Raw genomic sequence first — 22,301 nt, 5'->3', positions numbered from 1 at the left:
ATCTCTCTCTCTAATGATGTGGCAGGCTATCAACTAGCCCTTCTCTTGCCAGCTTCACTTTCGCTTCAAGACGAGAACTGATGAACAGTCCAGATAGCGCGGCTACCATTCCCGCCATTGTCGGGATAGTTGCCATAGAGATACCAGCTGCCATTAGACGTGCGTTGCTGGTGCCCTGTGTTGCCATTGTCTCGAAAACGCTGATCATACCGGTCACTGTTCCAAGTAGACCGATTAACGGACACATTGCAATAATGGTTCTGATAATCAGCATTCTAGCGTTTAGATCGTCTGACGCTTGAGAAATCCACGCGTCACGGATTCTATGCGCATACCATGATGTGGTATCTGCTCGGGCATCCCAATTCGCGATGATGTTTTTCTTCACCTTTGGGAAGACCGAGGTTAAATACCAGTAACGCTCAATCATTAAAACCCACATGAGAAAGAGCGCGGCAGCAACGAAGTAAAGTACGTCACCGCCGGTAGCGATAAAGTCCCTGACCGATTCGAATAATCCAATCAGGTAATTCATATTACGCTTTCTCCGACTCTGAGTGAGCAGCTACGATACCCGCAGTTTGCTCATCAAGAATGTGGATGATTGACTTGCTACGAGAAGCTACGATGCTGTGAGTAAGGATTAGAGGCAGAGCCGCGATAATACCTTGAGCAGTAGTTACAAGAGCCATTGAGATACTTCCTGCCATCATACGTGGGTCACCAGTACCGAATAGAGTGATGGTTTGGAACGTCTCGATCATACCAAGTACTGTACCTAGTAGACCTAGTAGAGGAGCAATCGCTGCGAAAATCTTGATTACGTTGATGCCGCTTTCAATTTTTGGAAGCTCACGAAGAATCGCTTCATCAAGTTTAAGTTCAAGGTTTTCTGCATCAGCAGTTTTGTTCTCTTGGTAAACTTTAAGAATACGACCTAGAGGGTTACCTTCAGATGGGCTGTTTACATTCTTAAGCTGTGAACGCATTTTTCCACCAGTGATGGTTAGCGTAATCATCTTGTAAATACCAATAAGTAGACCAATTGCTAGCATTAGCGTGATTGTGTAACCAACTGGGCCACCCGCGTGATAACGCTCAGCCATAGTCGCTTTCTGCTTCAATAGACCAAGGATTGCACCTTGAGACGGGTCAGCGTAGAAAGGAACTATACCAGAAGTTGCATCGATTAGATCGTCAGCAGACGCTACGAAGTGACCATCTGGTTGACGACCAAGAGGCTGAACAACTTCAGCTTCAGCGTCATACGCTAGGTAACCTGCTTCACCAACAAGGTTAAAAGTACCAACACGAACAACTTCTTGCTGTGAAGAACCGCCGTCTAGGTTAACTACTTCAGTAGTAAACTTAACAACTTCACCACCTTCAGTCATTTCTTTTTGAAGTGCAAACCATAGGTCTTCTAGTTCTTGAATGTTAGGAAGACCCTTAGAGTCTTCAGACATTTCAGCTAAGAACTGACCACGGCCAGGGAATTGAGCACTAACGATTGATGTAGAGATACGACCATAAGCTTCAGAAGACGCTTGACGTACCACACCGAACATTTCACCAAGCGTACCAGTTGCTTGGTCTAGCTCAGCTGCTTTTTCGTTAAGTGTTACTTCGTTATCTGAGAATTGCTTCTGTAAACGGTCGCCACGTTGCTGCTCAGCTTTAAGGTCTGCTTGAGCTTTACGAAGAAGCGCTTGCTTGTCAGCACGAGCTGATTGGAATTCAGCTTCACGTTTTTTGTCTAGGCGAGCTTCAGAAACACGATTCTGCTGAACCTGGTCTAAAAGATCTTTCAGGCTCTTTGCTTCCTGAGCTTGCGCTCCGGTTGCTGCAACTGCAACTGTCGCAGCGGCTAAAAGAGATTTGAATACTGGTTTCATTAACAATTACTCCGCTGCGCTAATTGGTAGTTTAATCAGATCCGCAGGAATGACGTTGTTCGCCATCTTAACTGCGTCAACAACTGAAGACAGATAGTCGTCACTCAGTTTTTCCCATGTGCGGCTTTCGTTGTTCCAAACCCAAGCGTGAGTTTGGTCAAGTGAAAGTGCTACTAGCGCTGCACGACCTAGGTTAAAGAAGTCAACAGTAACTTCTGTACCCGCGTCGTCGATAGTACCTTGGTAAGAATTGATCTTAGTACCGTACTCAACTTCAACCAGATAAGCTTCTAGTACCTGACGGAACTGCTCAGAAACAGTAACGTTAGAGTTAGCCATTAGGTCGCGAAGACGTTCTACACGCTGCAGACGCTCTTCCAAGTGAATTGGACGATCTAGCTTGATGAACTGCTCTAGGCTATCAATCATGCGGAACATAAGAGGAACGATGCCCTGCTTAGTTTCTTCGATGCTGTCGATTTGACGCTGTAGAGAGTCGATTCCACGCTGCTGGTCTGCAACAAGGCTAGCGATATAATCGTTGTAGATTTTAAGGTTTTCTGTCTCATCTACTGTTTGACGATACTCAACAAGTAGTTCTTGAGACTGTTCAAACAACGTGTTGATTTTTTCTTGAGATTTCGCTGCAGCCGCGTGGATTTTCGCTTCTTCTTTATGAAGATCTTCAAGCGTATCTGCAGAGACTGCACTACCTGTTAGTGCGAAAGCACCCATAACAGTAGAAGCAATAAGAGTTCTCTTGCTCATTTTGGACATAGTTCCCAACCAAATTTCTTATTTGAATCCTCGCCGATAAGGAAAATATTCGGGCAAGGGGCGTATAAAACTTTCACAATTTTGTTTCAGGAATGTAGCTCTGACATTAATAGTCAGTACTACGAACGTATTATATTCACATGGATTGCTCGGTAGAGTCAAGCTAGCAAAGTACTTGCAGCAGAGAAGTGGAGGTTAATTGTTCACTCAGCGTCCAATTAATCACCTTTTATGCAATCTGTTTGTTAATAAATTAACTTGAAGGACATATTGCGCATCAACATTCACAGGTAGTGATTACAAATACGACAAGTTACTCCCTTTTTATAGCACTAATTGTTGTGCCTATTAAACCTCTTTTATCTGATATGTCTGACACACTAATATCAACAAAATCGTTACACATTAATTTACGTTTGAATAACGTAATTTCTTCAGAATCGCTCGCAGCGTCGATTAAATCCGATAGTCTTACGCCATGAGATGCTAATTCTTTATCGTACTCGACAAAAATCTTCTCTTTTTGTGCAATTGAAACTTTCGGATTTAAAACCGTCTTCAAAAGCTTGGGGAAGTTCGTATCGTACAATGCTTGTTTATATTCACTGACGAGTTTTCCCACTTTTTCGTTTAACTCTAACCGAATAGTTTCCTTCTCTTGGCTTGGCCTTGAAGATTCGTTTAACGCGAAAACTAAGCGCTTAAGTGTATCTACAGGACTATTCTTACCTTGTAGCGTTTTTATAACGTTGAGAGTTTGAAAGTTAGGCGCAACAATAGCGCTTTCTTTCCGATGAACCACCACTCTAAACTTTCCACCCGGACATAGAATTCGGCTTACTTCATTTAAAGTGAGGTCTAAATTGCTGTATTCGATACCGAATTGAGAAACGACAGCGGTCACTGCATTGTCTGCAAATGGAAGTAATTCAATATTCTGTTCTTGCAGGAAGGTGATATTAGAATGTTTAAGACTATCGCCTATTTTTAAGGTTGCGTAATCAACACCGATATATTCCGGTTCGCGGAAATTACCTCTATTTACGGCAAGATCGATAAGCGCGCCATTACCTGTAGCAAGGTCTACGACTCTACCACCTTGAACGTTTGTCTCATCGAAAAACCTCAGCCATTGTTCAGCAAGCTCGCCTTCATAATTTCGACTTGTTGAATCAGCAAACGAGTTAACGTGACCTTGCTGCCAGTATTCACTCCAATAACTACTCATGAGAAGTACTCTTTAATCATATTAAAGACAGGATAAAACTAATTTTCTTCCACCAAAATAAAAAAAGGCCGATTACTCGGCCTTTTTTAAACTAGATTCTATGCTTAGAAGCTAACTTGGTAGTTAAGACGGTAGTCACGACCAAAGTTGTTGTACAGGTCTTGGTTATCCCATGTACCGCTTGATGAGAATACTGGATCTTCATCAGTTACGTTGTTAACAGCTAGCGTGATTGAACCGTAGTCAGCCATATCGAACGTGTAAGTTACGTTATGGATTAACCAGCTATCAAGTCTACCGTTAATTTCATATGGTCCAACGATAGTGTTGCCGTCCGCATCTACAGGCGCTGTTTGGAACTCAGACGTGCTGTCTGTGTAAGTCATGTTCCAAGCAAGTGTATGCTCTTCAAAGCTCCAAACTGCAGTTGCAACTGATTTGAATTCTGGGCTACCAGACCAACCAGCGATATCCTGAACGATGCCGCCAACTTCTTGGTCGTAAGAAAGTACGAAAGAGTTAACATTCTGGAAACGGAAGTTACCGAATTCAGTTTCTAGGTTCGCATTAAGGGTGAAATCGATACCTTCAATTTCAAAACCTGCACCGTTGAAGTATGAAGTACCAGCTTCAACTAGAACACCAGATGCTGCACGCTTAAGGTAGAAAGTCTCGTCTGAGGTGTCTGTATCTACAGAAACCGCAGTGATTAGACCTGCCGCCTCGTCAGAAAGTAGATTCTGAAGTGTTTTCGCTTGAATTACGTTGTCAATCGAAAGATTGAAGTAGTCAAGTTTAACACTAACGTTATCGTTCACGTCATATGCAACACCAAAGTTTAGGTAATCAGACGTTTCAGCATCTAGGTCAGCGTTAGCTGTGTAGTATGTATCATACTGACGCTCAACAGTTGAACCGTTGTTATAGTCAATTGCATCTTCTGCAGAGAACGTACGAGCTGCGTTAAGAAGGTCAAGACCTGGTGCACGGAAAGACTCAGAGTATGAACCGCGAAGTACTAGGCCATCAGCAACTTCCCAACGAGCAGACACTGCTGGTGACAACTTGCTACCGAAGTCAGAGTAGTCATCGTAACGCGCTTTAATGTTTACTTCTACAGTATCAGATACTGGAAGAACAGATTCGAAGAAGATTGCTGTTACGTCACGGTCACCTTGAGATGAGTTACCCGCAGAACCACCGATTCGACCAGCTTCAGACTGACCATCATAGATGTCAGCATAAGTTTGTTCAAAGAACTCCGCACCGAAGTAGTGAGCAACCATACCACCAGGAAGTTCGAACATATCGAAACCGATACCCGCGTAGTATTGGTGGAAGCGTGAGCTAGACTCTTGAAGGGTTGTTGCTTTCATGTTTGCAACACCTTCTTCTGAACCTAGGTCGATACCGTTTTGTTCGTTATATGCAAGGCCTGAGTAAGAAAGGTAGTACTGACCAACTGATTTGTTATCAGCCATGTTAAAGTGGTAGTAAACTTCCCACTCAGCATTGTTCCAGTCTAGCATGCCGCGAAGACCAGTAGTGTAGTCTTGGTTGTAGTCGTCTACGTTACCGTCACGAGTACCGATACCAACCCAGCGGAATAGACCGTATGCACCGTCAACACCGTAAGGGTTGTGAGGGTTGTCAGCATCCATGTCAGTCCATGCAGCAGCAGGTGGAGCGTAACGACCAAATGATGAGTTTTGAACAACCATTGCTTGACCAAACCACTCAACATCTTCCATTACTTCGTAATCAGCACTTACATATAGTGTATTACGGTCAATTGATGCAGTGTTGTAAGATACGTTAGCGTACGCATACATACAGTACTCAGAACCTTCGCCCCAATCTTCATCAGCGTCTACACGGCGGAATGTATCTTCACCGTATTCAGAGATCAGGCTATCGCAAAGAGGTGAAGCTTGAGCTTCTGAGAAGTCTGGAGACAATACAGTAGCACCGAAGTAAGACCAACCTACAGTATCAGCAGTGTATGCTTGGATATCGCCGTCACCGTCAAAATCACCAATTTTTGCTTTAGTGTATTCACGGTCTGCATCAGAAATACCTTCTCGACGCTGGTGATCGAACGAGAATGTTACGTTACCTTTGTCGTTAGAAATACCACCAACTACTGAGAACTCAGCAGAAGTTGTACCTTCATCCTGCTCACGCATACCTGCGCCGATGTTGAAAGTCAGGCCTTCGAAGTTGTCCTTAAGAATGATGTTTACAACACCAGCCATTGCGTCAGAACCATAGATTGAAGAAGCACCTTCAGTCATGATATCGATTCGCTCAACCGCAGCCATAGGAATAGCATTAAGGTTTGCAGAAGCACCACCTAGTGTAGGTGAACCTGGGAAGCGACGACCGTTAAGAAGTACTAGCGTACGACGAGAACCAGCACCGCGAAGGTTGATAGTTGCTTGCGACTGTGCAGAACTACCTGAACGCTCTGAGAACGAGCCGAAAGAGTTCAGTGAGCTTGAGCGAAGCGCGTCTGCAACAGTAAAGTCACCTTCAAGTTTGATATCAGCGGCTGTAATAGATACAACAGGAGCAGCGCCTTCTAGGTCACTACGCTTGATGCGTGAGCCTGTTACTTCGATTTTTTCAACAGCAACAGCTTCTTGCTCTTCTTGTGCATTAACAGCACCTGAGAATGAAAAAGCGGACGCAGCACCAAACGCGCACGCTAGCTTGACTGATTTAGCCAGCTTAGAATTTGTAAACATGTATTGTCTCCCTGGACTTGAAAATACGTTTTAGCATTTCAGCATCGTCTTTATAACGATTTATTATTAGTAAGGTTTGGACCTCATAATGATAATAAACACAAGCTCAATTCAGGGTCAACAAGGATCAGATAAACGGTTCTGAAAAGTTCAATTTTTTTTTCGACACTTTAAAGAAAATTGTAACAAAATAGCTACAAAAACGAAATAAAGTCTTTTATTACAATTAGATAAAATGTAAAAAAAGCACCCAATTTATTTCTGATTATTTTTCATACCGACCACTTAAACTGGTTATTATTTAACCTTGAGCAGATTGAATTTTGTACCGAAATCTAAAATTACAAGAGAATTGAAAAGACACTTTATATTTACTTAAACGCTCTAAATGCAAATTTATTGGGCTAAATAACCCCAGATACTTCGATTTACTTGGCCTCTACACAAACAGAAAAATGCTGAAGCAATTATAAGATAAAGTTAATAAATTAAGTTTACTCACTGCTGTAGATAAAACCCCAAGTATTTACGCACTGCTTCGGGCAATTCAGGTAACGCACTTTTAGGCAGTAAAAATGTTGCCATGTTGAAAAAGTCTAAAAAAATGCGATTGGACTCGGTAGTTTTCTTTAAATAGTGGTGACCAGAAGAGCCACCCGTCCCTATTTTAGTACCCAGCATGCGCTGAACCATCATGGCGTGACGATAGCGCCATATCGTTAATTGCTCATCTACTTCAGTAAGTGCTGTGATAAGTTGAAAAGGAAGATTGAATATTGGCTCTTCCGAGTATTGCTTTATAAATAAAGCTGAGAGCATGGCCTTATGGCTTAAACGGAACTTATCTTCACCTCGAAGTTTTTCAAATCTAGTTTCATCAAATAAGGCATCGAAGTTTTCTCTAGTGGCTTTTAGATCCTTCAGCTCCTGACGCTTTTCTGTCTCCGACAACATTTCACTAGTGGAAATGGTGCTATGGTCATCTTTCAACATTTCGTCAGCAGCATTTTTATAGTATTGCCAAAAGTCGAACCCTTCAGTTTTTAAAAGGGGCATACGAGAAAGCCAATCATCGACCAATTCAAACAAGCTCGGCTTGCTTTCTAAACTTTCGAGCAATGCTCGGTCCTTGTCAGTAAGCCGGTTATAAAAGCTTTGCTTGTCAAAATCGATCCTAAAATCACGTTTTAAGCCGAGAGAAATTTCTAAACGTTTGAACTGGATACTCTGAAAGCCCGATGCGGGCACAAGATAATCTCGAAACGACAGAAATTGCTGCGGTGTCATGGTTTCCATGATGGCAATTTGGTCGTTCATAAGTTTTTGAATTTGTATGATTCGCTGTAGTCTGTGTACAACTAACGTTAACTGCTGGTCTTTCACCGTTTCTTGGTTAAACGTATCAATAACGGCATTGAGTTCGTGAAGGACCTGTTTAAACCAGAGTTCGTAAACCTGATGTACGATAATGAACAACATCTCTTCGTGGGCCGCATCGCCGTATTTCTCACTTTGCAATTCTTGCGCGCCTAGTACCTTATCTAGATGCAAGTAATCGCCGTAGTAGCAGGGCTCTATATTTTTCTTCATTTTATTATTGCCTTATTACTGATTTGAACCGTGTAATACTAACACCGTCACCTCGACATCCCCAGAATACAAGCTATACATTATAAGGTTACATAGCTAAGGGTAATGTCGTATCGCGGTGGGCGTAAACGAATGTATCCATTACAAGTGTAAAGGCGTAATCTGAACTAGAGGTTTTAATTAAGCTAAGAGTTTCTTAAAAGCTCAAAGGCTTTCTTGATCTAGGGCTCTTTTAAGCTTGAGGCTACTTGTGTAACGTATTGCTTGCATACTATTCAAAACGCTAAAGCACGATGCTTACAAAAACGATAAGGGGAACGAAGGTGAAACTAGACGACGATATTCACAATTATTATGAGCACTTGGTCTTAGAAAGAATTAGTAAACTGGGTCTTGATACGACCAAAAGCCCCGATTATTTGGCAGATTTGTGCTGCCTTGCGCTAAATCAGGTTCCGCCGCGTTACATTCGATATGAAGTTGATATGGCATTTTACCTGCCGCAAAGTGAACGCAACCAAATGGAAATGAATGTTGAGCACGCGATTAGCAAAGCACTGAAATATTTAGACGAAGCAGATAAAAGTAAGAAAGAAAATACGGAAGAAGGTATAGAAGAAGTAGAATAAGAGATTTGGGTGGCGGGCCTTCAGCCACATCCCGGCACATGAGTCGTCTGCTGCGGCTGCTCCCTTCCAGGCCTGACCGGGTTCACAGAGTATCATTGCGGGAGGACCAAAAGCCCACCATAGAAAACCGCATTCAAAGCAAAGTCATTCGCCCCTGCCTGAGTGCGGGGCGCATTATGACTATTTGGCCAAGAGTTTTCAACCCTTTATAGAAAATCTCTCTTCAGCAATTACATTTGCGACACGGTTAGTCGCCGCCCCCTCCTGCTCAGCGCGGGTATAAATTTCTTTTAGCGTTTCGCCAATTTGTTCAATATGTGCGCGTAATGCTTCGTTAGAACTCGATTCCATACGCTGATGGAAGATATCAATAACACCGCCTGCATTGATCACATAATCTGGTGCATACAATATGCCGCGCTGTTGAAGTAACTCACCAATGTCTTCGCGAGCAAGCTGGTTGTTTGCTGCACCTGCAATCACTGTGGCTTTAATCGCCGGTAGCGTTTGGTCATTTATTGCAGCACCTAATGCACAAGGTGCAAGTACATCCACATCTAAACTCAAAATCTCTTCAGGCGCTACCGCAGTTGCGCCGAACTCACTCACCGCTTTCTCTACACCTTCAGGATAAATATCAGCAACGTAAAGTTTAGCGCCATGTTCATGTAAATGCTTAGCAAGACGATAGCCAACGTGCCCCATTCCTTGAATGGCCACACTGACTCCATCCAAGCTGCGCTTCAAGCCATACTCTACGGTAGCCTTTAAACCAACAAAAACACCATATGCCGTTGACGGTGCGGGGTTTCCATCGGGTACTTCACCCGCATAGTGATACTGAGCTTTAACACCCGCTATGTAATCAGACTCAGTTGCCATGGTTTGTAAATCAGTTACTGAAATGCCCGAGTCTTCAGCGGTGAAGTATTTTCCACCCAATGATTCTACGAATTTACCCATCGCTCTCATCATTTCCGGCGATTTTGCTTTTCGAGGGTCACCAATTATTACCGACTTGCCGCCGCCAAGCTCTAAATTGGCCATCGCAGCTTTATATGTCATCCCTTTAGATAGTCTCAATACGTCGGTCAACGCCTCACTACTGTTAACATAGGGCCACATCCTACAGCCACCAAGCGCTGGGCCGAGGTTAGTGTTGTGTACAGCAATAATGGCACTCAGGCCCGCCTTCTCGTCGTGATAAAACGCAACGTGTTCGTGATTATCGAACTCTGGGTGATCAAAAACTGACATATTTTCCCTATTAATACTGTGATGAGTTAAAGCCTATCCAAGTCTGAGCTGTCACGAATTCTAGACGGTGCTCATTTGGAATGATGTGAGAGTCTGATAACAATTTGCGATACACTTATTGGCTTAGCGTTAGCATCGCAAAGATCATCAACATTTTGAAAGTGTATCTGATAATTCTGAGGACATGCCTTGCAAAGTTTGTTAATGAATTTTACAAACTGAAACGCAATAGAATTGAATACTATTTTTCTAGGACAGCTATCCTAGAATTTATTTTGATATATAATAAACATCATAAAGACGACGGAAACAGTGTTAATGAAATTGGATAAGTTTGACCGTGAGATTTTACGCGTACTTCAGCAAGACGCCACGGTATCAATGGCAGATTTAAGTCAACGTGTTGGATTGTCACACACACCGTGTTGGCGTCGCGTAAAGAGAATGGAAGCCGATGGAATCATCCTAGGTAAAGTTACTTTGCTAAATAGCAAAAAACTCAATTTGGGCGTATCAGTTTTTATCTACGTTACGCTCAAAAACCATGACGGTGATTCGCTGACCGACTTTGAAAATGCGGTTCAAAATATCGATGAAATAGTAGAGTGCCACACAACAAGCGGTGAAAAAGACTATTTGCTGAAAGTGATAGTGGAAAGTATTGAAGAATACGAATTTTTACTTAAAACGAAATTGACGCATCTTCCGCTTGTGGACCACTTAAGCTCAACATTCGCATTAAAACAAGTGAAAAACACCACCGAGCTTCCCATTAAACGCCAATAGCGGGGTCAGAGTACATTTAAACTCTGACTCTACATATTAAAGTGCGTCGGTTTGATTCTCAGGTCTCGCCTGCTCAAATGCATTCAACTCATTACAGTTGCTCGCTATTTTACTAATTAGCGGATAGCGAGTCATATCCACATTAAAGCGCTGTGCGTTGTACACTTGCGGTACTAAACAGATATCAGCTAGGGTAACGTCAAAGTCGAAACAATACTTGCCAGCTTGGGTTTGTAGGCGTTGTTCAATTCCATCAAACCCCAACGTTATCCAATGCGCAGCCCACTTGGCCACATCATCTTGAGAGGCCTCAAAATTACCTTTAAGCGCATTTAATACACGAAGGTTACCTATTGGCTGAATATCACAGGCGATATCTTGCGCTAACGCTCTTACTCTTGCACGCTCTGTTCTGTGCTCTGGCACTAGCTTGTATTCACTTTCATACCGCTCATCAAGATACTCAATAATGGCTAAAGATTGATTGAGAATGATATCTTCGTCTTCATCAACAAATGTGGGAACGAGGTGTGCTGGGTTTAATCGTGAATATTCACTGCTATGTTGCTCACCGCCGTTATTGACAAGGTGCACCGGCACATACTCGTAGTCAACGCCCTTTAAGTTAAGTGCAATACGCGTTCGATACGAAGCGGTTGAACGCCAATAACCGTAAAGCTTGATGCTCATGGTAATACTCCATCGGTCAAACATATAGCCAAAGAAAGCGCTGTTTGTCGTTACGCATTAGCGCTTTCTCTACTATCAATAATAGTGTGGGAAACAATGGCCAGCACGATTAATAAAGGCCAGGTCTGTGAACAAAAAGATCGTTGCCGCTTCCACCACTAAATCGCTACTAAATCTCTAGTTCAGTGGTTTCACCTGCTGTTCGATAGCACCGAATACTGAGTTACCCTCTGTATCTAGCATCTCAATTCGAATACGGTCACCAAACTGCATGAAAGGCGTAGAAGGTTTGCCATCGCGTATTGTTTCAATCATGCGCACTTCTGCAATGCATGAGTAACCTACCCCACCTTCAGAAATAGCTGAACCATAATCGGTACCTTGCTTATTTGACACAGTACCAGAGCCAATAATTGCTCCTGCGCCTAAATTTCTGCTTTTTGCAGCGTGTGCAACTAGCTGACCAAAATCAAAGGTCATATCTTGTCCCGCTTCGGGCTTGCCGAACAATTCTCCGTTATAGGTTGAACGTAACGGCAAGTGAACTTTACTCTCTTTCCATGCATCACCTAACTCGTCTGGTGTTACTGCAACCGGCGAGAAGCTAGAAGCAGGTTTCGACTGAAAGAAACCGAACCCTTTTGCTAGTTCACCAGGAATCAATCCACGGAGGGATACGTCGTTAACCAGCATTATAAGGCGGATACGCTCTGACGCTTGTTCCGGTGAACATGCCATTGGCACATCATCGGTAACAACGGCAACTTCTCCCTCAAAATCAATTCCCCAATCGTCACTTGGCAAGATAATGTCATCAAGAGGCCCTATAAAGTCATCTGAACCACCTTGATACATTAGCGGATCGGTCCAAAAACTTTCGGGCATCTCTGCCTTTCGTGCCTTTCTCACCAATTCAACGTGGTTCACATAAGCGCTACCGTCAGCCCATTGATACGCACGCGGTAAAGGAGACTCGCAGCGAGAAGCATCGAACGGAACGCTTTCGCAGGTGTCGTCATTAAGCGCTTGGTACTTCATCTGAAGCTGAGGCGCTATCTCTTTCCAATTATCCAGTGCGTGCTGCATTGTTTTTGCAATGTCCTTTGCACTGCAAGCGCGAGAAAGATCTTTTGACACTACCATCAGGCAGCCATCGCGAGTTTCATTTTTATAGGTAGCTAGTTTCATTATTCGTTCCTCGACATATCTCTTTTGCTTGGGCCATGTGCCTAACCTCTCAATTTGTAGAATATGAAAATGAGAGTAGCCTTATTGCGCCAGCAGATTGTAAGCATTATGTGAATATAGTTATGCCACTAGTTGGTATACATTGAGAAGTGTTGGGGTTACGAAGTTTTGTTTGGCTGTAAGAAAGGGTGTACGCACAATATTGTCAATCGTGCACGAAAGGCGCTGGGTGTCTGCTTCCTAGGTGATGTAAATTTATCGTAACGGGGGGACGTAGCCTTACCAGAAAGCCCCCAAGCAGTATTGCCCTTTGCTATTGTGAGTGAAACAAAGGGCAATACTTTTTTAGTTGGTTAGAGCTTAACGGTCGCTTTGTTGATGCCATACTCTCGCAACTTATTGGCAATAGCAGTATGGCTCAAGCCTAGCTTTTTCGCTAACTGGCGTGTACTTGGATAGGAAGGGTACAAGCGCTTGAGCAGGTCTTTCTCAAACTTCTTCACTTCCTCATCTAATGTTCCGTCGAAGTTCTCATCTATATAGGTAACACTAGGAGCGCAGCTTGGCAGTTGAATATCTTCTTTGGTAATTTCCTTTCCATCTAGTAATGATAATGCGCGGTAAAGGGCATTTTGAAGCTGCCTTACATTGCCAGGCCATGGATATTGCTGAAGAAAATCTACACAAGACTTGCTTAGTTTTGCTGGACGGCGGCCCAGTTTAGTACTGTGCTGCACAATAAAAGATTCGGCGAGAGGTACTATATCTTGCCTTCTATCTTTTAAAGACGGCATAACCAAGCTCAACACGTTTAGGCGATAATACAACTCTTTTCTAAATCGACCCTCTTCCACTAACTGACCTAAGTCACGGCACGTAGTACAAATAAATCGCACATCCACTTTAACCGGTTCCGAGTCTCCCACGCGTCTGAATTCACCATCCTCTAAAACTCGAAGCAATTTGGCCTGAAGCTGTGAAGACATATCGGCTATTTCATCAAGTAAAAGCGTACCACCTTTCGCCTGCTCTAAGAGCCCCACCTTTGCGCTTGGCTGGTTAAACGCACCTGCAGCGTAGCCAAATAGCTCAGTTTCAGCCACGCTGTCGGGTAGCGATGCGCAATTAAGTGCTAAAAATGCACCTTCGCTGCGGCGGCTAGACTGATGACATGCCCTAGCAATCATCTCTTTACCCGTGCCTGTCTCGCCAAAAATTAGTACTGGCGCGTCTAGGTCTGCTATGCGCTTGGCTTCGTGAACCACGCGCTTCATGAACGGTGACTGAGTGATAAAGCGATCGAAACTGTCAGTAGGCGATTGGTGAAAAGCAGTAAATTGTTGTCCTAGGCGCATTTCCGATTTCAATATAACAACGGCACCTGCCATAATCATATTTTGCTCACCATCGGGTACGGTGATTGGCAGCATATCAGCAAGATAATCCTGCTGAATAAACTTCACTTTTGAAGACTGTGGGCCCGGAGACTTTCCATCCATCCATTTAGTGAAGTTGAACCCCTTAACAATCTCACTAATTTCTGTCCCTATGATTTCACTGCTTGGCATTTCAAGCCCTGCGCTTACCGCTTCGTTACACAATAAAATATTGCCTTTTGCATCTATAGAGAAAACGGGATCGGGTAATGTTCGCAAAATGGCGGAGAGTTGGTTTTTTTCTCGCTCTCCCGGCATGAATAAAGTTGTTTTTACATCATCAATACCATCGATGCGGCGTATTTGAGGCATTAAGTGCTGAAAATCAGCAAACTCGATATTGGGAAAATTGAGGAAAATTTTACCTGCGGGATCAATTTCAATACCACGCAAATCTATTTCTTTGGTAACGAGGATATCTAAAACATCTTGAGTGATTCCAAGACGGTCCTGACAGCTTATTTCTAGACGCATAGGGTGTTATAGCTTTATTGTAAACATATATGTACAGGATATCATACTTTTACAAAAAGATAACAAGATAAATGTTACAGAACTTTAAAATTGCGATGAGCAGCTTAATTTAAGACGTAAATTGCGCAAGGGTAAAGGACTAAACCCCAGAAACAAAAAAATGCCGCTTCGATGAGCGGCATCCTATATAAAACACATTTAATTAACAATAGCGTTAGCTGGCTTTTTTCTCTTTCGGTGGGAAAAGTGGGGAAAACAACCCTAACGATTTTGCCTTTTCAACTAGTGCCATGATGTCCATTTCTGCTAATTCGAACAAATGGTCGAATTCCGGCAGGATATAATAAAGAGGCTGCATAATATCGATACGATAAGGCGTTCGCAGAGCGTCGATAGCAGTTAGTGGATTGCGTAATGGTGTGTCGCTATCTAACGCGTAAATAGTTTCGCCTGGTGAGGACAAGATACCCCCGCCATATATTTTTAATTCATCCTTAGCTCGCACTAGTCCGAATTCTACCGTGAACCAATAAAGGCGCGCTAAGTAAACTCGGTCTTCCTTACTTGCCGCTAAACCCAACTTGCCATATGTATGGGTAAAATGAGCGAAAGCTGGGTTTGTTAACAACGGGCAGTGTCCAAATACCTCATGAAAGATATCGGGCTCTTGAAGGTAATCGAATTCTTCTCGCGTACGAATAAAAGTAGCGACAGGAAATTGCTTGTTTGCCAGCAACCTAAAAAATTCTCCGAAGTTTATTAATGCAGGCACCTCAGCGGTTTGCCACCCTGTTTTTTCCATCAGAACTTTATTAATGTCTGGCAACTGGGGGATTTCTTTTTCGTTTAATTTCAACAAATCAAGCCCGTCCAAGTATTCTTGGCACGCTCTTTCTTTTACCAGTGGAATTTGTCTCGCATACAACTCTGACCAAATTTGGTTTTCTTCATCTGACCAATGGATAATGCCATTCTCATCAGATTGTCTCGACTGGTATTGTGTTGATTTTGGCATAACTTCTGTGACCAATAGGTATGAAATAACTTACCTTTTAGTCTAATGAATTTCACGATGCCGAAAAGTGGATGACCTCATGGCACCTTCATATTTGCTGTAACAGGAATTTTACATAGGCAACTAAAGCTTTTGATTTAGATAACAAAAAACCGCTCATTGCGAGCGGTTTCTTTTTAGGTTTTTGTGAGCTGTAAGGCCAGTTATAGACGACTAATTTCTTTATTTAGCTGATATTCACGAGACGTTACATACGTTTCCATTTTACGTAGACGAACTTCTGCTTTTTCAAAGCGGTTTCGAATATCATGAAACGCCTGCTTGGGTGGCTCGCCCGCCTGCCAAACTTTCGTTTTCACCTCAACTTTAGAACTTTTCACCTGTCCAGCGTTTGAATTCGTCCAACCTTTACCTTTTGAAAAAACCGGTGGAGTAGCTGCATTTTCTAGACCAGCTGGCTTCTTGTCTAAGATAAACCATGCAGCAATGTAGGCAACAAAGATAAAGGGTCCTGCAAGTAAAAAGAAACCAGTAACAACGAGAATTCTTACAAGCCAGGTTTCTAGTCCAAAGTAGTCTGCTATGCCTGAACACACACCTGCAATGCGCGCATTTTCGGGGTTGCGATAGAGCTGCTTACCATTTCTCATGCTCTATTCCTCCACTCTGGCGCCTCACTATCTAGAATGGCTTCCAATGTCTCAATGCGCTCACTCATTTTCTCTGCTTTTTCAGCAAGGTCTTGTAAAGATGCGTGTTCCTCAACACTCAACCCTTGATTGACCTGCTTTTTGCTTCGATAGTGTAAAATTAGCCAAATGGGAGCGACAAATATTGAGAACACCACAAGGGGCATAACCAACAATGCAATTGTACCTTCATCCATCTCAATGTCTCCTACAAACTCTGATGTAACTACCCTCTTCACGGTTTTCCATCAAGAGGGTATACCTTATTTTTATTATTCTGATTTTTCAGTGCTTTTATTTGCACCTTTTACCTTGGCTTTAAGCGCAGCTAGTTCGTCCTCGACCTTGTCGCTGGCTTCTAGCTCTGCAAACTCATCTTGCAGCGTCTTTTTACCCAAATCATAAGCTTCTACCTGTGATTCAAGGTCATCGATTTTACGCTCGTATTGCTCAAAGCGCCCCATTGCATTATCTACTTTCGTACTATCTAGTGTCTTCTTGACTTCTAGACGAGAGCTTGCGGTTTTCTGACGCATAATAATCGCTTTTTGACGGCTCTTAGCATCTGCAAGCTTTTCTTGAAGCTGGCCAATTTCATCCTGAAGCTTGCTGATTTGTTCTTCAACAACGGCCAATTCTTTACTTAGGGCTTCTGCAGCTTCTGCAGACTTTTTCTTTTCTTGCAGTGCAGCTCGGGCTAAGTCTTCTCTATCTTTGCTTAACGCAAGTTCTGCTTTTGCTTCCCAATCATTTGCATCGCTTTCATACTTTGCAATTTGATTAACTATTTCCTTTTTATTGGCTAGCGTCTTTGCAGATGCAGAGCGCACCTCAACCAATGTGTCTTCCATTTCCTGAATGATTAATCTAACCATTTTCTCAGGATCTTCGGCTTTGTCTAAAATCGCATTAATATTCGAATTCACAATATCTGTAAAACGCGAGAAGATACCCATAATAATTACCTCTTGCTAAAAATGGTAAGTGTTAGAAAACACCACACTTGATAAATAGGTTACTCTTGGTATAGGTAGTATTCAATATACTTGCCAACTTTGTTCATATGCTAACCTATTATTTTTTATACATTTTTCACGAGGTCAAATAATGCTCGTTTATCAATATCTTTTGTTCTACACTATTAATTGGTCGAAATGACTAATTTTTGAGGGATTTAATGAGTAGGTATCGACAGCAAGACAATTTACTTGGCCAAGCGAATAGTTTTCTAGAAGTTTTAGAGCAAATTTCACAGATTGCCCCACTAGACAAACCCGTTCTCGTCATTGGCGAACGAGGTACTGGTAAAGAGCTGATTGCTGCCCGTCTGCACTTCTTATCAAAGCGCTGGGATCAAAACTATATTAAGCTGAATTGCGCGGCACTAAGTGAAAGCCTATTAGAAAGTGAGCTTTTCGGTTATGAAGCCGGCGCCTTTACCGGCGCTTCGAAACGTCGCGAAGGTCGCTTTGAAGTAGCGCACAACGGTACCCTATTTCTTGACGAACTTGCTAACACATCGGGTCTTATTCAGGAAAAGCTACTGCGGGTAGTGGAATATGGTGAATTTGAGCGCGTAGGTGGCAGTAAGTCAGTAAAAACCGATGTACGCCTTATCGCAGCTACCAACGAAGATTTGCCAGCGCTTGCCGATGCCGGTGAATTTCGCGCAGACCTTCTCGACCGTCTTGCTTTTGATGTTATTACCATCCCTCCACTTCGCGAGCGTCGAGAAGATATCATGATGTTAGCTGAAAACTTCGCCATTAATATGGCCCGTGAAATGGAAATGGAACTCTTTAGCGGCTTCACTGAAAAAGCGAAACGTACGCTGCTTGATTATGATTGGCCTGGTAATATCCGTGAACTTAAGAATGTGGTTGAACGTGCAGTTTACAGAACGAATAACCCTCACCTCCCAGTCCATGAAATAGTGTTAGACCCCTTCGAGTCAGCCTTCCGTCCGAAAGGTAGAGTAAAAACAAATGATAGAGTGAGCACCCAAGATTCGCCTAACGTGGTTGCACAAAAAGACACGCCAATGGTAAATGAACATATTGAAAGTGCTGACGTTACACCACTTATCCCTGCCAAAAAGCAGGAAATTGTCGAATACCCCATAGATTTGAAAGAACGCTCTCAACAACATGAGATAGATATGATAAAACAGGCACTTGCTGACAGTCAGTTTAATCAAAAGAAAACCGCTGAAAAATTGAGCCTGACTTATCATCAGCTGCGAGGCTATCTCAAAAAATATAACTTACTAGATTCTTCCGCTGAAAACGTCGAGGCGTAGAGCATGTCCCATGGTTTGGTGAAGCGTTTGTCATTATGTTTATGTACAGCGCTTCTTGTTGCATCCTGTGCGAAGCAGAATAAACAAGCGTTTTATAATACGGGTATTATTTATTGTTCTGAAAGCAACCCAGTTACTTTTAATCCGCAGCTTGATACATCGAGCACAACCTCTGATGCCTCATCTCACCAACTGTACGACAGACTTCTCGACTTCGACCCCGATTCTGGTCGCATAGTACCAAGCCTAGCTAGTAGCTGGTTAGTCAGTGATGACGGACTCACCTACGCCTTTCAGCTACGTAGAGACGTATGGTTTCACACTACGCGCTATTTTGAACCAAGCAGAAACTTCAATGCCGACGATGTTATTTTTAGTATCGACCGCTGGCGCTTAAACTCACATCCCTATCATTACGTGTCGGGCGGAAGCTACCCCTATTTTGAAAGTATTGGCCTTGCTCAAAATATCGCGTCTGTTGAACGGGTAAATGGTTATCGCGTTGAAATTACGCTTAAACGCCGTGACAGCTCATTTTTGGCAAATTTAGCGACCGATTTCGCCGTTATTCTGTCAGAAGAATATGCCAATAAGCTTGCACAGGCTGGTACGCCCAGCAAAATTGACCAGCTTCCAATTGGCACTGGGCCCTTCAAATTTGAGAGTTACCGAAAGGACCACTTTATTAAGTATCTTCGCCACGACAACTATTGGCGAACCCAAGCCCTTGAAGAAAATGGAAGTAATATGGCTTCAGCGCCACAAGATGTGAGCGAAGCCCAAAGCAAGCCCGAAGTTGAACAACTTATTTTCGATATAACTCCTCGGAGTTCGTTACGCTTGGCTAAGCTGATGACAGGGGAATGTGATGCAACTGCATTCCCGGCACAAACGGAACTTGAAGTGATTCGAACAGAGGATGATCTGACATTAGCGGAAAAACCAGGGTTAAATGTGGGTTTTTGGGCCTTTAATACTCAGCGCCCGCCGTTTGATAACCCAGACGTAAGGCGAGCGCTCGCCGCGGCTATTGATAAAAATACCTTATTAGAAGCAGTTTATTTCGACAGTGCAACACGGGCTAAGACCCTGCTGCCTGCGGCTAGCTGGGCATTTCAAAACGATGCCGATGACACAGCTTACAACCCTGTTCTGGCGCGAAAATTATTGGCCGATGCAGGAATAGCTCCTGGGTTTTCAATGACAATATGGGCCATGCCGGTCGAGCGCGCTTACAACCCCAACGCAACGAAAATGGCCGAGCTTATTCAGCGATACCTTCGCGATGTAGGTGTAGATGCAACTATCGTTAGTTACGATTGGGCGACATTTAGGCGTCACCTACAAGAAGGCCTGCACGACTCCGTATTAATCGGCTGGTCTGCCGATAACGGCGACCCTGACAACTTTTATCGCCCATTGTTGAGCTGCGGAGCAATCCCATCTGGAACAAACCGGGCAATGTGGTGCAACGACAGTTATGACAAGCTACTTAACGAGGCGCTTCAAACCGATGACATTGACGAGAGAGCGGCTATTTACAAGCAAGTAAATAGGCTATTGTACGAACGTCTCCCTGTGGTCCCCATTGCACATGCCTATCGTTATCAAGCATATAGAAATGAGTTAGAAGGCATGGCTATTAATCCCTTTGGCGGTGTGCGTTTTGGCGGGGTAGAGAAAGCACTGTGATCCAAATTCTCCTTAGATATTGCACATTATTCATATTAACGCTTTTAGTGTTAACGATTATTTCGTTCTCGCTGGCCTACCTTTTTCCAGGCGATACGTTGGAAAACCTGACCGGACTTGTGCCACAAAATGAGATGCAGCGCGCCGCGTTAGAGAAGCAGTTTAAGCTAGACCAGTCCTATATTTTTCAGTTTATTTACTATGTAGGTAATTTGCTGACCGGTGATTGGGGCTATAGTTTCACGTCTGGTCTGCCCTTAAGAGAGGAAGTAGGTATAGCGATGCCAGCAACTATAGAACTGGCAACGTACGCAATGCTGATGGCCTTGTTTATTGGCATCCCCTTAGGTTATTACGCCGGCATTCGCTGTTATTCAACGTCTGACCACTTAATAAATAGTGCGAGCATTACTACCTATTCTTTCCCTGTCTTTTGGTTCGCTCTGCTGCTTATTCTGGTATTTAGTTTGGAATTGGACTTAGCCCCACTGTCTGGTCGAATAAGTTTAATTTACGACATAGAGCCAGTAACCGGCTTTATTCTATTTGACGTTTTGCTGTCGGATATCGAAAACAAATCCTTAGCATTTAAAGATGCACTGTCACACTTAGCGCTACCCACATTAGCTATTGGCGCCATAACCACGGCATCAATGATACGCATAACTCGGCGCTCAGTTATAGATGTAAAACATCGCCCCTATATTGCTGCAGCCGTGTCGCGCGGGCTTTCTAGTTGGCAAATATTCTTTCGCCATATACTACGTAATGCACTACTTCCCATTTTGCCGCTGATGGCGATTCAAATTACTACGCTTATAACCAATGCAATGATTGTTGAAACCTTGTTTTCATGGCCAGGGATTGGTAACTGGCTAATTCAAGCCATCTATCAACGGGATTACCCTGCTTTACGTATTGGTATGATGGCGGTATCAACGGTAGTAATTACCCTGACGATTCTGGTCGATGTATTAAACCGTATGATTGACCCAAGTAGAGAGAAATACGAGCGTGCCACAGTTTAGTTTGTACGAAGAAGAATTCCATCCCTCCCCTTGGCAACGGACCTGGGCTTCGTTCAAGGCCAGCCACATTTCTATGCTGGGTTTAATTATGCTAGCGCTATTTGTGGTATGCGCCGTATTCGCCCCTCTCATTACCCCTTATGACGCTGTGGAGCAGAACATTGACGGATTGTTAATTCCGCCTAGCTGGTTAGCGAATGGTTCTATCACCCATTTATTCGGCACAGACGCGCTAGGAAGAGATTTATTTACCCGTATTATTTACGGCTGCCGAACAACACTGGGCTCGGCCTTCTTGACCGTAGTACTTGCGATGCTAGTTGGTGTTAGTTTAGGTACGCTTGCTGGTATGTTACGTGGAGTCCGCTCAAGCGTTGCAAATCATTTACTTGATGCGCTTATGGCGATCCCTACACTACTGATTGCTATTATCATAGTTGCAATACTTGGTACGGGTTTGGTCAACAGTATGTGGGCTATTACCCTAGCCCTTATTCCCCAGTTTGTGCACCACACGCGCAGTTTTGTGCGCGCAGAAATGAAGAAAGACTACATTGTTGCGTCAACGCTTGACGGTGCAAGCAAGTGGCAGCTTTTTGTTCACTCTATTTTACCTAATATGACGGAAATGCTTGTTGTTCAAGGAACGCTGGCTCTTTCAATTGCAGTGATTGATATCTCAGCTCTTGGCTTCTTAAACTTGGGCGCTCAATCACCGTTACCTGAATTAGGTGTAATTCTAGCCGACGGACTAGACGTTACTTACCTAGCGCCTTGGAATGTAGCGGTACCCGGTATGGCGATATTTTTTATTGTGCTGTCCATCAATATCGTGGGTGATGGCTTGCGTTCTTCATTGAGAAAAAGGGTGAGTCACTAAC

General features: G+C 43.4%; 20 protein-coding genes and 1 other RNA gene. 6 read left to right on the top strand and 15 right to left on the bottom strand.

Annotated elements, in window-relative coordinates:
• Positions 1 to 10: 10 nt before the first annotated feature.
• The 6 genes from IW644_RS00760 to IW644_RS00735 form a co-directional block, all read right to left on the bottom strand.
• Positions 11 to 535 carry a MotA/TolQ/ExbB proton channel family protein gene (locus IW644_RS00760; protein ID WP_012517736.1) on the bottom strand — a complete coding sequence of 175 codons (525 nt, stop codon included), beginning with the start codon at positions 533 to 535 and terminating at the stop codon, positions 11 to 13.
• A gap of 1 nt (position 536) precedes the next feature.
• Complete coding sequence (locus IW644_RS00755) at positions 537 to 1,895, bottom strand: MotA/TolQ/ExbB proton channel family protein (protein WP_269916013.1); 1,359 nt, start codon at positions 1,893 to 1,895, stop codon at positions 537 to 539.
• Between the two features lie 6 nt (positions 1,896 to 1,901).
• Entirely contained in the window at positions 1,902 to 2,663 is a 762-nt protein-coding gene (locus IW644_RS00750) for a DUF3450 domain-containing protein (protein ID WP_269916012.1), read from the bottom strand.
• A 322-nt stretch (positions 2,664 to 2,985) separates the two neighbouring features.
• The gene (locus tag IW644_RS00745) at positions 2,986 to 3,900 is read right to left on the bottom strand and encodes a class I SAM-dependent methyltransferase (RefSeq protein WP_269916011.1); all 915 of its coding nucleotides are present in this window, start codon (positions 3,898 to 3,900) and stop codon (positions 2,986 to 2,988) included.
• Between the two features lie 104 nt (positions 3,901 to 4,004).
• Positions 4,005 to 6,647 (bottom strand): TonB-dependent receptor domain-containing protein, encoded by a 2,643-nt coding sequence (locus tag IW644_RS00740; RefSeq protein ID WP_269916010.1) that lies wholly within the window; start codon positions 6,645 to 6,647, stop codon positions 4,005 to 4,007.
• A gap of 498 nt (positions 6,648 to 7,145) precedes the next feature.
• The gene (locus IW644_RS00735) at positions 7,146 to 8,237 is read right to left on the bottom strand and encodes a tryptophan 2,3-dioxygenase family protein (protein WP_269916009.1); all 1,092 of its coding nucleotides are present in this window, start codon (positions 8,235 to 8,237) and stop codon (positions 7,146 to 7,148) included.
• A 323-nt stretch (positions 8,238 to 8,560) separates the two neighbouring features.
• On the opposite strand from IW644_RS00735, the gene IW644_RS00730 reads away from it, so the two are divergent.
• On the top strand, positions 8,561 to 8,866 hold the full coding sequence (locus IW644_RS00730) for a late competence development ComFB family protein (protein ID WP_179982700.1): 306 nt from the start codon (positions 8,561 to 8,563) through the stop codon (positions 8,864 to 8,866).
• A 15-nt stretch (positions 8,867 to 8,881) separates the two neighbouring features.
• Here the strand turns inward: IW644_RS00730 and ffs are convergent.
• Together ffs and IW644_RS00720 are read right to left on the bottom strand one after the other, a co-directional pair.
• An RNA gene (gene ffs, locus IW644_RS00725) (signal recognition particle sRNA small type) lies at positions 8,882 to 8,978 on the bottom strand.
• 86 nt (positions 8,979 to 9,064) lie between these two features.
• Complete coding sequence (locus tag IW644_RS00720) at positions 9,065 to 10,123, bottom strand: Glu/Leu/Phe/Val dehydrogenase dimerization domain-containing protein (RefSeq protein WP_269916008.1); 1,059 nt, start codon at positions 10,121 to 10,123, stop codon at positions 9,065 to 9,067.
• Positions 10,124 to 10,441: 318 nt separating this feature from the next.
• Here IW644_RS00720 and IW644_RS00715 point away from each other — a divergent pair, with 318 nt between their 5' ends.
• Positions 10,442 to 10,909 (top strand): Lrp/AsnC family transcriptional regulator, encoded by a 468-nt coding sequence (locus tag IW644_RS00715; protein WP_014948689.1) that lies wholly within the window; start codon positions 10,442 to 10,444, stop codon positions 10,907 to 10,909.
• A 36-nt stretch (positions 10,910 to 10,945) separates the two neighbouring features.
• Here the strand turns inward: IW644_RS00715 and maiA are convergent, their stop codons facing one another.
• The 7 genes from maiA to pspA all read right to left on the bottom strand — a co-directional run bounded on the left by maiA (position 10,946) and on the right by pspA (position 17,357).
• On the bottom strand, positions 10,946 to 11,599 hold the full coding sequence (gene maiA, locus IW644_RS00710; protein ID WP_179985157.1) for a maleylacetoacetate isomerase: 654 nt from the start codon (positions 11,597 to 11,599) through the stop codon (positions 10,946 to 10,948).
• Between the two features lie 177 nt (positions 11,600 to 11,776).
• Positions 11,777 to 12,787: a fumarylacetoacetate hydrolase family protein gene (locus IW644_RS00705; protein WP_269916007.1), complete on the bottom strand. Its 1,011-nt coding sequence runs from the start codon at positions 12,785 to 12,787 to the stop codon at positions 11,777 to 11,779.
• Positions 12,788 to 13,140: 353 nt separating this feature from the next.
• Positions 13,141 to 14,697 (bottom strand): transcriptional regulator TyrR, encoded by a 1,557-nt coding sequence (gene tyrR / locus IW644_RS00700; RefSeq protein WP_179982697.1) that lies wholly within the window; start codon positions 14,695 to 14,697, stop codon positions 13,141 to 13,143.
• Between the two features lie 214 nt (positions 14,698 to 14,911).
• Positions 14,912 to 15,712 carry a phenylalanine 4-monooxygenase gene (gene phhA / locus IW644_RS00695; protein ID WP_179982696.1) on the bottom strand — a complete coding sequence of 267 codons (801 nt, stop codon included), beginning with the start codon at positions 15,710 to 15,712 and terminating at the stop codon, positions 14,912 to 14,914.
• Positions 15,713 to 15,915: 203 nt separating this feature from the next.
• Entirely contained in the window at positions 15,916 to 16,362 is a 447-nt protein-coding gene (gene pspC / locus IW644_RS00690; RefSeq protein ID WP_269916006.1) for an envelope stress response membrane protein PspC, read from the bottom strand.
• Entirely contained in the window at positions 16,359 to 16,598 is a 240-nt protein-coding gene (gene pspB, locus IW644_RS00685) for an envelope stress response membrane protein PspB (protein WP_269916565.1), read from the bottom strand. The genes pspC and pspB overlap by 4 nt, the downstream gene beginning before the upstream one ends.
• 75 nt (positions 16,599 to 16,673) lie before the next feature.
• Positions 16,674 to 17,357: a phage shock protein PspA gene (pspA, locus tag IW644_RS00680; protein ID WP_269916005.1), complete on the bottom strand. Its 684-nt coding sequence runs from the start codon at positions 17,355 to 17,357 to the stop codon at positions 16,674 to 16,676.
• Positions 17,358 to 17,578: 221 nt separating this feature from the next.
• On the opposite strand from pspA, the gene pspF reads away from it, so the two are divergent.
• The 4 genes from pspF to IW644_RS00660 are packed head-to-tail and all read left to right on the top strand — an operon-like array spanning position 17,579 to position 22,300.
• Positions 17,579 to 18,700, top strand: a complete 1,122-nt coding sequence (gene pspF, locus IW644_RS00675; RefSeq protein ID WP_269916004.1) for a phage shock protein operon transcriptional activator — start codon at positions 17,579 to 17,581, stop codon at positions 18,698 to 18,700.
• Between the two features lie 3 nt (positions 18,701 to 18,703).
• On the top strand, positions 18,704 to 20,392 hold the full coding sequence (locus IW644_RS00670) for an ABC transporter substrate-binding protein (protein WP_269916003.1): 1,689 nt from the start codon (positions 18,704 to 18,706) through the stop codon (positions 20,390 to 20,392).
• Positions 20,389 to 21,420 (top strand): ABC transporter permease, encoded by a 1,032-nt coding sequence (locus IW644_RS00665; RefSeq protein ID WP_269916002.1) that lies wholly within the window; start codon positions 20,389 to 20,391, stop codon positions 21,418 to 21,420. Before IW644_RS00670 ends, IW644_RS00665 begins: the two co-directional genes overlap by 4 nt.
• Entirely contained in the window at positions 21,407 to 22,300 is an 894-nt protein-coding gene (locus IW644_RS00660; RefSeq protein WP_269916001.1) for an ABC transporter permease subunit, read from the top strand. Before IW644_RS00665 ends, IW644_RS00660 begins: the two co-directional genes overlap by 14 nt.
• Position 22,301: the final 1 nt, after the last annotated feature.

Source organism: Alteromonas sp. PRIM-21 (genome assembly GCF_027563165.1).
In the GTDB taxonomy this organism is placed as follows: Bacteria; Pseudomonadota; Gammaproteobacteria; order Enterobacterales; family Alteromonadaceae; genus Alteromonas; species Alteromonas macleodii_A.
Note: the sequence above shows the minus strand (reverse complement) of the source record. Positions and strands in the feature narration are given on the sequence as shown.

Coding starts and splice junctions, on each gene's coding strand:
- IW644_RS00760 (WP_012517736.1), bottom strand. CDS start 535: ATGAATTACCTGATTGGATTATTCGAATCGGTCAGGGACTTTATCGCT.
- IW644_RS00755 (WP_269916013.1), bottom strand. CDS start 1,895: ATGAAACCAGTATTCAAATCTCTTTTAGCCGCTGCGACAGTTGCAGTT.
- IW644_RS00750 (WP_269916012.1), bottom strand. CDS start 2,663: ATGAGCAAGAGAACTCTTATTGCTTCTACTGTTATGGGTGCTTTCGCA.
- IW644_RS00745 (WP_269916011.1), bottom strand. CDS start 3,900: ATGAGTAGTTATTGGAGTGAATACTGGCAGCAAGGTCACGTTAACTCG.
- IW644_RS00740 (WP_269916010.1), bottom strand. CDS start 6,647: ATGTTTACAAATTCTAAGCTGGCTAAATCAGTCAAGCTAGCGTGCGCG.
- IW644_RS00735 (WP_269916009.1), bottom strand. CDS start 8,237: ATGAAGAAAAATATAGAGCCCTGCTACTACGGCGATTACTTGCATCTA.
- IW644_RS00720 (WP_269916008.1), bottom strand. CDS start 10,123: ATGTCAGTTTTTGATCACCCAGAGTTCGATAATCACGAACACGTTGCG.
- IW644_RS00715 (WP_014948689.1), top strand. CDS start 10,442: ATGAAATTGGATAAGTTTGACCGTGAGATTTTACGCGTACTTCAGCAA.
- maiA (WP_179985157.1), bottom strand. CDS start 11,599: ATGAGCATCAAGCTTTACGGTTATTGGCGTTCAACCGCTTCGTATCGA.
- IW644_RS00705 (WP_269916007.1), bottom strand. CDS start 12,787: ATGAAACTAGCTACCTATAAAAATGAAACTCGCGATGGCTGCCTGATG.
- tyrR (WP_179982697.1), bottom strand. CDS start 14,697: ATGCGTCTAGAAATAAGCTGTCAGGACCGTCTTGGAATCACTCAAGAT.
- phhA (WP_179982696.1), bottom strand. CDS start 15,712: ATGCCAAAATCAACACAATACCAGTCGAGACAATCTGATGAGAATGGC.
- pspC (WP_269916006.1), bottom strand. CDS start 16,362: ATGAGAAATGGTAAGCAGCTCTATCGCAACCCCGAAAATGCGCGCATT.
- pspB (WP_269916565.1), bottom strand. CDS start 16,598: ATGGATGAAGGTACAATTGCATTGTTGGTTATGCCCCTTGTGGTGTTC.
- pspA (WP_269916005.1), bottom strand. CDS start 17,357: ATGGGTATCTTCTCGCGTTTTACAGATATTGTGAATTCGAATATTAAT.
- pspF (WP_269916004.1), top strand. CDS start 17,579: ATGAGTAGGTATCGACAGCAAGACAATTTACTTGGCCAAGCGAATAGT.
- IW644_RS00670 (WP_269916003.1), top strand. CDS start 18,704: ATGTCCCATGGTTTGGTGAAGCGTTTGTCATTATGTTTATGTACAGCG.